The sequence below is a fragment of the Streptomyces sp. NPDC021080 genome, from assembly GCF_044333225.1.
In the GTDB taxonomy this organism is placed as follows: domain Bacteria; phylum Actinomycetota; class Actinomycetes; order Streptomycetales; family Streptomycetaceae; genus Streptomyces.
Window position 1 is genome coordinate 109,509 of sequence record NZ_JBIRQM010000004.1, and the last position, 12,304, is coordinate 121,812.

The following is a 12,304-nucleotide window of genomic DNA, read 5'->3' on the forward strand; positions in this document are numbered from 1 at the left end:
CCGGGGGAGTGTCCGACGATAGGGGGTGGTGCGTGCACCATGCACAACCCGTCGGTCACCCCCGCCGTCCACGATTCCGAGAGACCCCGCGTGCTCATACGACTCCTGCGGACCCACCTCAGTCCGTACAAGAAACCCATAGCCCTGCTGGTGCTGCTGCAGTTCCTGCAGACCTGCGCCACGCTCTACCTGCCCACCCTCAACGCGCACATCATCGACAACGGTGTCGTGAAGGGTGACACGGGTTACATCCTGTCCTTCGGCGCCCTGATGATCGGCATCTCGCTGGCCCAGGTCGTCTGCAACATCGGGGCGGTCTACTACGGCGCCCGCACGGCGTCCGCGGTGGGCCGGGACATCCGCGCCGCCGTCTTCGACCGGGTGCAGTCCTTCTCGGCGCGTGAGATGGGCCACTTCGGCGCGCCGTCGCTGATCACCCGCACCACCAATGACGTCCAGCAGGTGCAGATGCTCACGCTGATGACGTTCACGCTGCTGGTGTCGGCGCCGATCATGTGTGTGGGCGGCATCGTCCTGGCCCTCGGCCTGGACGTGCCGCTGTCCGCGGTGCTCGTCGCCGTGGTGCCCACCCTCGGCATCTGCGTGACGCTCATCGTGCGCCGGCTGCGCCCGCTGTTCCGCACCATGCAGGTGCGTCTGGACACCGTGAACCGGGTGCTGCGCGAGCAGATCACCGGCAACCGCGTGATCCGCGCGTTCGTGCGCGACGGCTACGAGAAGGACCGCTTCAAGGGCGCCAACACCGAGCTCACCGAGACCTCGCTGGCCACCGGCCGGATGCTGGCCCTGATGTTCCCGATGGTCATGACGGTGGTGAACCTGTCGTCCATCGCGGTGGTCTGGTTCGGCGCCCACCGCATCGACAGCGGCGGCATGCAGATCGGCGACCTGACCGCGTTCCTGGCCTACCTGATGCAGATCGTGATGTCCGTGATGATGGCCACCTTCATGTTCATGATGGTGCCGCGCGCGGAGGTCTGCGCCGAGCGCATCCAGGAGGTCCTGGCCACCGAGAGCAGCGTGGTCCCGCCCGTCGCGCCGGTCCTGGAGCTGCGCCGGCACGGCCACCTGGAGATCCGCGAGGCCGGGTTCCGCTACCCGGGCGCCGAGGAGCCGGTCCTGAAGTCCGTCGGCCTGGTCGCCCGCCCCGGTGAGGTCACCGCGGTCATCGGGTCGACGGGCAGCGGCAAGTCGACCCTGCTCGGCATGATCCCCCGCCTGTTCGACGCCACCGACGGCCAGGTGCTCGTCGACGGCGTGGACGTCGCGACCATCGACCCGAAGCTGCTGGCCAGGACGGTCGGACTGGTCCCGCAGAAGCCCTACCTGTTCGCGGGGACGGTCGCGACCAACCTGCGGTACGGCAATCCGGAGGCGAGCGACGAGGAGCTGTGGCACGCGCTGGAGGTGGCGCAGGCCAAGGGCTTCGTGGAGGAGCTGGAGAACGGTCTCGACGCGCCGATCGCGCAGGGCGGCACGAACGTGTCCGGCGGCCAGCGCCAGCGTCTGGCCATCGCCCGCACCCTCGTCCAGCGCCCCGAGATCTACCTGTTCGACGACTCCTTCTCGGCCCTCGACTACGCGACCGACGCGGCGCTGCGCGCCGCCCTGACCGAGGAGACCGCGGAGGCGACCGTGGTGATCGTCGCCCAGCGGGTGTCGACCATCAGGGAGGCCGACCGGATCGTGGTCCTCGACGAGGGCCGGGTCGTCGGCACCGGACGGCATCACGAACTGATGGCGGACAACGAGACCTACCGGGAGATCGTGCTCTCCCAGCTGACGGAAGCGGAGGCCGCCTGATGGCCGGGCCCATGGGACGCATGATGGCCGGGAGCGGCCCTGACCAGCGCTCGATGGATTTCAAGGGGTCGGGCCGACGGCTCCTCACCCAGTTCAAGCCCGAGCGCGCCACGCTGTACGTGATGCTGGTCGCCGTCGTCATGAGCGTGGGGCTCTCGGTGGTCGGCCCGAAGATCCTCGGCCGGGCCACCGACCTGGTCTTCGCGGGGATCGTCGGACGCCAGATGCCGGCCGGGGCCACCAAGGCCCAGGCCCTGGACTCGCTGCGCGCGAACGGCAAGGGCGGCATCGCCGACATGCTCTCGGGGACGGACTTCACCCCCGGCCAGGGCATCGACTTCGACGCCGTCGGACGGGTCCTGCTGCTCGCGCTCGGCACGTTCCTGCTGGCCGGCCTGCTGATGGCGGTGGCGACGCGGCTGGTGAACCGGGCCGTCAACAAGACCGTCTACCGCATGCGCGAGGACCTGCAGGCGAAGCTGTCGCGGCTGCCGCTGTCGTACTTCGACAAGCGCCAGCGCGGTGAGGTGCTCAGCCGCGCGACGAACGACATGGACAACATCCAGCAGACCCTGCAGCAGTCGATGGGCCAGCTGGTCAACTCGCTGCTGACCATCGTGGGCGTGCTCGTGATGATGTTCTGGGTGTCGCCGCTGCTGGCGCTCGTCGCGCTGGTCACGGTGCCGCTGTCGTTCTTCGTGGCCACCCGGGTGGGCAAGCGCTCGCAGCCGCACTTCGTGCAGCAGTGGCGCACCACCGGCAAGCTCAACGCCCACATCGAGGAGATGTACACCGGCCACAACCTGGTGAAGGTGTTCGGGCGGGCGGACGAGTCGGCGGCGCAGTTCGCCGAGCAGAACGACAAGCTCTACGAGGCCGGGTTCAAGGCGCAGTTCAACAGCGGCGTCATGCAGCCGCTGATGATGTTCGTGTCGAACCTCAACTACGTGCTGGTGGCCGTGGTCGGCGGTCTGCGGGTGGCCTCGGGCTCGCTGTCGATCGGTGACGTGCAGGCGTTCATCCAGTACTCCCGCCAGTTCTCGATGCCGCTGACGCAGGTCGCCTCGATGGCGAACCTGGTGCAGTCGGGCGTCGCCTCGGCGGAGCGGGTCTTCGAGGTCCTGGACGCGGACGAGCAGGAGGCGGACCCGACGGTGTCGGCCCGTCCCGAGGAACTGCGCGGGCGGGTGGCGCTGGAGCACGTCTCCTTCCGCTACGACCCGGAGAAGCCGCTCATCGAGGATCTCTCGCTGAAGGTGGAGCCGGGCCACACGGTGGCCATCGTCGGCCCGACCGGCGCCGGCAAGACGACCCTGGTGAACCTGCTCATGCGGTTCTACGACGTCACGGGCGGCCGGATCACCCTGGACGGGGTCGACGTGACCTCCATGTCCCGTGACGACCTGAGGGCCGGGATCGGCATGGTCCTCCAGGACACCTGGCTGTTCGGGGGTTCGATCGCCGACAACATCGCGTACGGCGCCTCGCGGGACGTCACCCGCGGGGAGATCGAGGAGGCGGCGCGCGCGGCGCACGCCGACCGGTTCATCCGCACGCTGCCCCAGGGCTACGACACGGTGATCGACGACGAGGGGACGGGGGTCAGCGCGGGCGAGAAGCAGCTGATCACCATCGCCCGGGCGTTCCTGTCGGACCCGGTGATCCTGGTGCTCGACGAGGCGACCAGCTCCGTGGACACCCGCACCGAGGTGCTGATCCAGAAGGCGATGGCGAAGCTGGCGCACGGGCGTACGTCGTTCGTGATCGCCCACCGTCTGTCGACGATCCGGGACGCGGACACCATCCTCGTGATGGAGAACGGGTCCATCGTGGAGCAGGGCACCCACACGGACCTGCTGGAGTCCGGTGGGGCCTACGCACGCCTCTACCAGGCCCAGTTCGCCCAGGCGGTCGCCGAGGTCGACTAGGGCCACTGCCCCTGGATCCCCGCCGGAACCGACCGGGCGGGGGTCCGGGGCAGCGCTCCGGGTCAGTCCAGATAGCCCCGGAGCTGGTCGGCGAAGGCATGGTCCCGCAGCTTGTTCAGGGTCTTGGACTCGATCTGCCGGATGCGCTCACGCGTGACACCGAAGATGCGCCCGATCTCCTCCAGCGTCCGCGGCCGCCCGTCCGCGAGCCCGTACCGAAGCTGGACCACCTTCCGCTCCCGCTCCCCGAGCGTGGACAGCACCGCCTCCAGATGCTGCCGGAGCAGCAGGAACGCGGCGGACTCCACCGGAGACGTCGCGTCCCCGTCCTCGATGAGGTCACCGAGGGCCACGTCGTCCTCCTCGCCCACGGGGGCGTGCAGGGACACCGGCTCCTGGGCCAGCCGCAGGACTTCGCTCACCCGCTCACCGGACAGATCGAGCTGGGCCGCGACCTCCTCGGGCGTGGGCTCGTAACCGCGCTCCTGGAGCATCCGCCGCTGCACCCGGACGACCCGGTTGATCAGCTCGACCACGTGCACGGGCACACGGATCGTGCGCGCCTGGTCGGCGAGCGCGCGCGACATGGCCTGCCGGATCCACCAGGTGGCGTACGTGGAGAACTTGTAGCCGCGGGCGTAGTCGAACTTCTCGACGGCCCTGATCAGGCCCAGGTTGCCCTCCTGGACCAGGTCGAGCATGGTCAGGCCGCGGCCCACGTACCGCTTGGCCACGGAGACCACGAGGCGCAGGTTCGCCTCGATGAGCCGGCGCTTGGCCATCCGGCCCATGACGACGATCCTGTCCAGGTCCATGGAGAGCTGGCTGTCCAGGTCGGGGGTGAGCCGGAGCTTCTCCTCGGCGAACAGCCCGGCCTCCACGCGGCGGGCGAGTTCGACCTCCTCGGCCGCCGTGAGCAGCGGGATCCGCCCGATCTCCCGCAGATACTGGCGGAACAGGTCGGACGAGGGTCCACCGGTGTCGGCGGCGCGGCGAACCGGCTCCACGGGTTCGGGGGCCTCTGTCTCCACCTCCACCTCGACCTCCGCCCCGGGAGCCTCTTCGAGGGCCTCGGGCGGGCTCTGGGGCCCGCCCTCGGGGTGGTGCGCGGCACGCCGCTGCGCGGGGACCGCCCCGACGACGCCGGGATCCGCGTCCGTGGCGGTGGTGTTGTCGGTCTGGGCGAGGGTCTGGGTCTGCACGGGGGCGACCTCCAGGAATGTCGCTGCTGAGGCGTGCGGCAGCGGTACGTCGGGGATGGGGTCGACGGTCTCGCCGCTGTCCATCCCGCAGTCGTTTGGCGGAACCGCGGGGATGGGGAACCCGTCGCGTGCGGGTCGGCCGCGCTCCGAGGACTCAGGCACCGGAACCCAGTGTGGAGTACGACACATCGCCGCCACGAGGGGCGTGCGGTGACTTTTTGCGTCCGGTCCGTGACCGCGTGGTTACCACCTCGGACGAGTGCGCAGCTCAGCGGAGACGAAACCCGCAAAGGCGGATGCGGGATTGGCATGTGCGCCGGTGGCTTCGGCCGCCCGTCGCGCCCCGGTGGCCCCGCCGGTCCGCTCCCGGAACATCCCCGGAGGCCCGTCGTACGGCCTCAGAGGGCTTCGGCGCCCCGCTCGCGCAGGGCCTGGCCGTACTGCTGGAGCACCCACAACTCGTTCTGCACGGCGGCCAGCTGAACCGGGTCGCCGCCCGTGCTGAGACGGGCCAGGGAGCCCTGGACGTCCCGGATGCGGCGGTCGACGGCGCGGCGGCGGACCATGACGAGCTGGTCGCCCGCGTACGTCTCGTCGACGGTCCTGCGCATGATCGCCTCGACGGCCAGCTCGGTGACCATCGCGCGCACGGTGTCGTCCGGGGCCGCGTCACGGACCCGGATCAGATACTCCTGCGGGTCCTGGACGCCGTACTCGGCGCCGCCCGCGTCCATGACGGCCTGGCGCACGGCGGCATACGGCGGTGCGGTGAACTCGTCCATGCCGTACGCGTCGAACGCCGGGGAGACCAACTCCGGCCGCTGGAGGGCGAGTTTGAGCAGTTCGCGCTCGGTGGCGAAGACGGGGTTGCGCAGGGTGAGGGCCGGGCCCGCGCCGGTGGGTGCCTGCGGGGCGGCCGTGTACGCCTGCTGGGGACGGCCGGTCGTGGGCGCGGGCCCCGCGCCGCCGCGGTCACGGGCCCAACGGGCCAGCTGGGCGACCCTCTTGACGACGAACTGGGTGTCGAGGATGCCCAGCATGCCGGCCAGCTGCACGGCGACCTCGTGCTGCGCGCCGCTGTTCTTGATGCGGGCGACCACCGGTGCGGCCTCGTCCAGGGCGGCGGCGCGTCCCGCCGGGGTCTCCAGGTCGTAGCGCAGGACGATCTGGCGCAGCGCGAACTCGAAGAGGGGGGTGCGGGGTTCGGCCAGGTCGGCGACGGCCTCGTCGCCCTTGGCCAGGCGCAGTTCGCAGGGGTCCATGCCGTCGGGCGCGATGGCGATGTAGGTCTCGGCGGCGAACTTCTGGTCGTCCTCGAAGGCGCGCAGGGCGGCCTTCTGGCCGGCCGAGTCGCCGTCGAAGGTGAAGATCACCCGGGCCGAGCCGTTGTCCATCAGGAGCCGGCGGAGGATCTTGATGTGGTCGCCGCCGAACGCCGTGCCGCAGGTCGCGATGGCCGTGGTGACGCCGGCCAGGTGGCAGGCCATGACGTCGGTGTACCCCTCGACGACGACGGCCCGGCTGCTCTTGGCGATGTCCTTCTTGGCGAGGTCGATGCCGTACAGGACCTGGGACTTCCGGTAGATCGCGGTGTCGGGCGTGTTCAGGTACTTCGGGCCGTTGTCGGACTCGTACAGCTTGCGGGCGCCGAAGCCGACGACGTCGCCGCCGATGTCGCGGATGGGCCACATGAGGCGGCCGCGGAAGCGGTCGATGGGGCCGCGGCGGCCCTCCTGGGCGAGGCCGGAGAGGAGCAGCTCCTTGTCGGTGAAGCCCTTGCCGCGCAGATGGCGGGTGAGGTGGTCCCAGCCCTGGGGGCTGTAGCCGACTCCGAAGTGGGCGGCGGCCGCCTGGTCGAAGCCGCGCTCGGCGAGGAAGGCACGGCCCGTGTCGGCCTCGGGGCTGGTGTCGAGCTGCTCGGTGTAGAACCGCGCGGCCGCCTTGTGCGCCTCGACCAGGCGGATGCGCTCGCCGCGCTGGTGGGCGGGGTTGTACCCGCCCTCCTCGTAGCGCAGGGTGATGCCGGCCTGGGCGGCGAGGCGCTCGACCGACTCGGAGAAGGTGAGGTGGTCGACCTTCATCACGAACGTGATGGTGTCGCCGCCCTCCTGGCAGCCGAAGCAGTGGAAGAGGCCCTTGCTGGGGCTGACCTGGAACGACGGGGACTTCTCGTCGTGGAAGGGGCACAGTCCCTTGAGGTTTCCGCCGCCCGCGTTGCGCAGCTGGAGGTACTCGGACACCACGGCGTCGATCGGGACCGCGTCCCGAACCGCCTTCACGTCCTCGTCATTGATCCTGCCTGCCACGAGGTGATTCTACGGGGCCGCACCGACACTCCCGGGGCAGGTGGACGGCCACCGTGCCGGGATCCGGGGGCGCACCCCCGGATTCCCCGGCACGGCGGACGTACGGGAGCCGTCCGGCGGCCGCGCGGGCCGCCGGACGCGTCACCGGGCCACCAGGAGGCCGTCAGGGGACCAGGCTCTCCAGCGGGACGTGGGGGTCGGCGAGGGCGTCGGTGTCCACCCGGGCCCGGGAGCGGATCAGCTGCTGGATGGGGTCCGTGACGTCCCACACATTCACGTTCATCCCGGCCAGCAGTCTCCCCTCCTTCACCCAGAAGGCGATGAACTCCCGCTTGCCCGCGTCACCGCGGATCACCACCTGGTCGTACGACCCCGGAGGCGCCCAGCCCGAGTACTCCAGGCCCAGGTCGTACTGGTCGGAGAAGAAGTAGGGCACCCGGTCGTAGGTCGCCCCGCGGCCCAGCATCGAGCGGGCGGCGGCCGGTCCGCCGTTGAGGGCGTTGGCCCAGTGCTCGACGCGCAGCCGGGTGTCGAAGAGGCCGTGGTGGAAGGAGGCGACGTCACCGGCGGCGTACACATCGGGGTCGGAGGTGCGCAGCTGTTCGTCGACCGCGATGCCGCCGCCGTGCGCGCGGTCCGCCATCTCCAGGCCGGCGGCCTCGGCGAGGCCGGTGCGCGGGGCGGCGCCGATGGCCGCGAGGACGACGTGGGCGGGGTGCTCCTCGCCGTCGTCGGTACGGGCGGCCAGCACCATGCCGTCCTGGCCGATGATCTCGGTGAGCTGGGCGCCGAAGTGGAAACGCACCCCGTGCTCGCCGTGCAGTTCGGCGAAGAGCTCGCCCAGCTCGGGGCCGAGCACGTTGTGCAGCGGGGTCGCCGCGGGTTCGACGACGGTGACCTCGGCGCCGTACCCGCGGGCCGCGGCGGCAACCTCCAGGCCGATCCAGCCGGCGCCGGCGATGACCAGGTGGCCGTTGTCCCGGCCCAGCGCGGCGAGGACGCCCTTCAGACGCTCGGCGTGGGCGAGGCGGCGCAGATGGTGGACACCGGCGAGACCGGTGCCCGGGATCTCCAGGCGGCGCGGCTCGGCACCGGTCGCCAGGAGCAGTTTGTCGTAGTGGACGAGGGTGCCGTCGTCGCCGAAGCGGACGGACTTGGCCGCCCGGTCGATCGCGACGACGGTCTGGCCGAGGTGCAGCTCGATGTCGTTCTGCGCGTACCAGGCGGGTTCGTGCACGAAGACGCTGTCGCGCTCCTCCTTGCCGAGGAGGTAGCCCTTGGACAGCGGCGGGCGTTCGTAGGGGTGGTCGCGCTCGTCGCAGATCAGTATCACGCGGCCGGTGAAGCCCTCCGCTCGGAGCGTCTCGGCCGCCTTGGCGCCTGCCAGGCCTCCTCCGACGATGACGAATGTCTGATCCGCGTCGACCACTTGATGCCTCCTCGTAAGGATGTCGCCATATGCGAGCGTCCCGCACGGAGCGTGATGCGGGAAGGGGTGGTGGCCCGATCAGGCCACGCAGGGTCACATCTGTCCGCCCCCATGGGAACGCGTGGTGAGTCTGAGGTGCAGGGAACGCGCCGAGGCGTCCGTGAGAGATGCGATCTGGTCCACGATCACGCGCTTGCGGGCGCGGTCGTCGGCCGCGTGCTCGAACAGTGCCCGGAACTGCGGGTCCAACACCTCGGGGGCGCGGGCGGTGAGCGCCTCGGCCAGTTCGGCGACGACGATCCGCTGGTCGGCGCGGAGCAGCTCCTGCTCGGCGCGCTGCATCACGTACCGGTCGGCGACCGCCTTGAGGACGGCGCACTCCAGCCGGGCGGCCCGCGGGACGACCAGTTCCGCCGCGTACCGGGTGAGGCGTCCGCTGCCGTACCGCGCGCGGGTGGCACCCTCCGCGGCCAGGCAGAAGCGGCCGATGAGCTGGCTGGTGGCGTCCTTCAGCCGGGCCTGCGCGACAGCCGATCCGTCGTACCCGTGCGGCCACCACTCCTGGCCGAGGAGCCGGTCGAGGGCCTCGGACAGCTCGGCCGGATCGGTGTCCTCCGGCACGTACCGCCCGACGGCCACGGCGAAGATCTCCCGGCGTTCCGGTCCGGCGTGCAGGGCGGCAGGGTCGATGTGGCCCGCGTGCAGGCCGTCCTCGACGTCGTGCACCGAGTACGCCACGTCGTCGGCCCAGTCCATCACCTGGGCCTCGAAGCACGTGCGCGCGGCGGGGGCGCCCTTGCGGATCCAGTCGAACACCGGCCGGTCGTCCTCGTAGACCCCGAATTTCGGCGACTTCGGATCGGTGGGACGGGCGCCTCTCGGCCACGGGTACTTGGTGGCGGCGTCGAGGGCAGCGCGGGTGAGGTTGAGGCCGACGCTGACGAGGTCGCCGCCTGCGGCGGCGGAGGCCGGGGTGACCATGTCGCTGCGCACGAAGCGCTTGGGCTCGATCCGGGTGAGCAGGCGCAGCGACTGCGCGTTGCCCTCGAACCCGCCGCAGTCCTCGGCGAACGCGTTGAGCGCCTGTTCGCCGTTGTGCCCGAAGGGCGGGTGCCCCAGGTCGTGCGAGAGGCAGGCCGCCTCGACCAGGTCCGGGTCGCAGCCGAGGGCGGCACCGAGCTCGCGGCCGACCTGGGCGCACTCCAGGGAGTGGGTCAGCCGGGTCCGGGGACTTGCGTCCCACACCTGGATGGGCGCGCCGCTGGACCCGGCCGCGCCGAGCACCTGGGGAAGGGTTCCGGGGGTGACGACCTGGGTCTTGCCCGCGAGGCGGCGCAGGGCCGCGGAGTGCAGCACGCGGGCGCGGTCGCGCTGGAAGGCGGTACGGCCCGGCCGTTTGTCGGGCTCGACGGCCCAGCGTTCGACGGCCGACACGTCGTACTCTTCGTACTCGTCGTGGGGCGTGTGAGCCGTGCGGTTCTCGTGTGCCTGCGGTGCGGTGTCTTCGGTCCTCGGTGCCATGCCTTCCATGGACCGACAGTAGACGCAGGCAGTGACAATCGGGGCGGGGGCGGCGACGGCGCGAGGGCGAGGCCGGGGAAAAGCGCCGGGTTCAGACCGGGTTCAGGCCGGGATCAGGGTGCGCTCCGGGGCGGACTCGGGGGCCGCGACGGCCTGGTCGTAGCGGTGCAGGACCAGGCGGGCCATCGCCGGGTGGTCGCCCAGCGGTTCGGCGCAGATCCAGGGGGCCTCCTCGGCGACCTGCGTGGCGAAGCGGCCGGGGGCGGTGAAGTACGAGGCGACGGCGATCCGGTGGCGGCCCCGGGCGGCCAGCGAGCGCACGGCGGCGGGGACGGTGGGCGCGGCGGCGGAGGCGTACGCCGGGACGACCGGGACGCCGAGGCGTTCGGCGAGCAGCTGGGCGGTGCGGCGGGTGTCGGCGGCCGAGTCCGGGGCGCGGGACCCGGCGGAGGCGAGGACGACGGCGCTCGCGCGGCGGACCGCGGCGCTCGTCCCGGTGCGCCATCCGGCCTCGACGAGACGGGCGTAGAGGGTTTCCACGAGCAGCGGGTGCGGGCCGAGCGGGGCGGCGACGCGGGCGCGCAGGCCGGGAACGGCGGCGACGGCCTCGGGGATGTCACGCCGGACGTGGTAGCCGCGGCCGAGCAGCAGCGGTACGAGGACGGCGTCCTGCCGGCCGGCCAGGGAGGCGAGCGTGTCGCCGAGGAGCGGCTCGTTCAGCTCGATGTGGCCGAGGCGCACGGACAGGTGCGGGCGCAGCTCGCGGACGCGTTCGATCAGGGTGCGCACGGTGGCGAGCGCGCGCGGGTCGCGGCTGCCGTGGGCGACCAGGACGAGGGCGGGCGGCGGCGGGCGGCGGGTGCCGTCCGGCGAGACGAGGCTGAGCCGGCTGCCGAGCTGCCCGGCGATCCGGTTCAGGAGCTGCACCGCGCTGTCGAGATGGCCTTCCGGATGGCCTTCGAGGCGGACGTCACGGGGCGGCGGGCCGCCGAGGCGGTGGGAGAACGCGTCGCGAGCGGGGTTCGAGGCCGTCATGGGTCGATCCTGGCGGCAGGAGGTTGCCGGGCCGTTGCGTGGGCGTGTCGGGCGCTTTCCAGTGGTTCACCGGACGGCGGCGGCCCGGTGTGAGGGTCCCGACCTGCGGCTCCCGCCCGCCCGATGGCCCGGGCCGGCGCGTCCGGGCGAACCGAACGACCTTACGATGCGTCTTCATCCGTCGAACGGGAACGCGGGATCCGGCGCGAGCCCGCCGGACGCGGGGGCCCGCAGCGCCGTCGCGAGTGACGACATCTGGGGGGACACCGATCATGCCGCGTCTGCCGCGCCTGCCGCGACCGAAGCGTCCGGGCCTCCGCCGGCCCCGGCTGCTGCGCCTGCCGCCGCTGCCGCGTACGCGCAAGGGGCAACGGCGGGCCGTACAGGCGCTGATGGTCCTGTGCGTGCTGGCGCTGCTCCCGGCGACCTGGCTGTACGTGTCGACGGGCGACCGGATGCGGACGACGGCGGACGCCCCGCGCACCGAGGTCGCGATCGTCTTCGGCGCGGGGCTGTGGGACGGCGAGCCGTCCCCGTATCTCGCCCACCGTCTGGACGCCGCCGCGAAGCTGTACCGGGCCGGCCGGATCGAGGTCGTCCTCGTCACCGGCGACAACAGCCGCAAGGACTACGACGAGCCCGACGCGATGCGCACCTACCTCACCGCGCACGGGGTGCCCGACCGGCGGATCGTCAGCGACTACGCCGGCTTCGACACCTGGGACTCCTGCGTCCGCGCCCGGAAGATCTTCGGCGTGCACGAGGCGGTCCTGATCAGCCAGGACTTCCACATCCGGCGCGCTCTCGCCCTGTGCCGGGCGGCGGGCGTGCGCTCGTACGGCATCGGCGTGGCCGCCAAGCACGACGTCACCTGGTACTACGGCAACACCCGGGAGGTCTTCGCGGCGGGCAAGGCCGCGCTGGACGCGGTGTTCGAGCCGGATCCGCATTTCCTGGGCCCGAAGGAGCACGGGGTGCCCCGCGCCCTGGCGGCGGCCCGCTAGCGGATCTCACCGCGGGTCCGGCGCGCTTCGCGGTCCGGCGTGCTTCGCGGGCCGA

General features: G+C 71.8%; 8 protein-coding genes. 3 read left to right on the forward strand and 5 right to left on the reverse strand.

Annotated elements, in window-relative coordinates; genetic code table 11:
- Positions 1-90: 90 nt before the first annotated feature.
- Entirely contained in the window at positions 91-1,824 is a 1,734-nt protein-coding gene (locus ACH4S8_RS11245) for an ABC transporter ATP-binding protein (RefSeq protein WP_398392460.1), read from the forward strand.
- Complete coding sequence (locus tag ACH4S8_RS11250) at positions 1,824-3,752, forward strand: ABC transporter ATP-binding protein (protein ID WP_398392461.1); 1,929 nt, start codon at positions 1,824-1,826, stop codon at positions 3,750-3,752. Before ACH4S8_RS11245 ends, ACH4S8_RS11250 begins: the two co-directional genes overlap by 1 nt.
- A 62-nt stretch (positions 3,753-3,814) precedes the next feature.
- Here the strand turns inward: ACH4S8_RS11250 and ACH4S8_RS11255 are convergent, their stop codons facing one another.
- The 5 genes from ACH4S8_RS11255 to ACH4S8_RS11275 all read right to left on the reverse strand — a co-directional run bounded on the left by ACH4S8_RS11255 (position 3,815) and on the right by ACH4S8_RS11275 (position 11,245).
- Positions 3,815-5,116, reverse strand: a complete 1,302-nt coding sequence (locus ACH4S8_RS11255) for an RNA polymerase sigma factor (RefSeq protein WP_398392462.1) — start codon at positions 5,114-5,116, stop codon at positions 3,815-3,817.
- 236 nt (positions 5,117-5,352) lie between these two features.
- Entirely contained in the window at positions 5,353-7,260 is a 1,908-nt protein-coding gene (gene dnaG, locus ACH4S8_RS11260; RefSeq protein ID WP_398392463.1) for a DNA primase, read from the reverse strand.
- Between the two features lie 163 nt (positions 7,261-7,423).
- On the reverse strand, positions 7,424-8,689 hold the full coding sequence (locus ACH4S8_RS11265; protein ID WP_398392464.1) for an NAD(P)/FAD-dependent oxidoreductase: 1,266 nt from the start codon (positions 8,687-8,689) through the stop codon (positions 7,424-7,426).
- A 93-nt stretch (positions 8,690-8,782) separates the two neighbouring features.
- Complete coding sequence (locus ACH4S8_RS11270) at positions 8,783-10,219, reverse strand: deoxyguanosinetriphosphate triphosphohydrolase (protein WP_398392465.1); 1,437 nt, start codon at positions 10,217-10,219, stop codon at positions 8,783-8,785.
- Positions 10,220-10,312: 93 nt separating this feature from the next.
- Positions 10,313-11,245, reverse strand: coding sequence for a sirohydrochlorin chelatase (locus ACH4S8_RS11275; RefSeq protein WP_398392466.1), 933 nt, complete (start codon positions 11,243-11,245; stop codon positions 10,313-10,315).
- Between the two features lie 272 nt (positions 11,246-11,517).
- Between ACH4S8_RS11275 and ACH4S8_RS11280 the strand changes: the two genes are divergently transcribed.
- Complete coding sequence (locus ACH4S8_RS11280) at positions 11,518-12,249, forward strand: vancomycin high temperature exclusion protein (RefSeq protein WP_398392467.1); 732 nt, start codon at positions 11,518-11,520, stop codon at positions 12,247-12,249.
- Positions 12,250-12,304 lie beyond the last annotated feature (55 nt).

Bases quoted from the DNA above. Each gene is read 5' to 3' on its own strand.
- ACH4S8_RS11270 (WP_398392465.1), bottom strand. From the start codon at position 10,219: ATGGAAGGCATGGCACCGAGGACCGAAGACACCGCACCGCAGGCACAC.
- ACH4S8_RS11250 (WP_398392461.1), top strand. From the start codon at position 1,824: ATGGCCGGGCCCATGGGACGCATGATGGCCGGGAGCGGCCCTGACCAG.
- ACH4S8_RS11280 (WP_398392467.1), top strand. From the start codon at position 11,518: ATGCCGCGTCTGCCGCGCCTGCCGCGACCGAAGCGTCCGGGCCTCCGC.
- ACH4S8_RS11275 (WP_398392466.1), bottom strand. From the start codon at position 11,245: ATGACGGCCTCGAACCCCGCTCGCGACGCGTTCTCCCACCGCCTCGGC.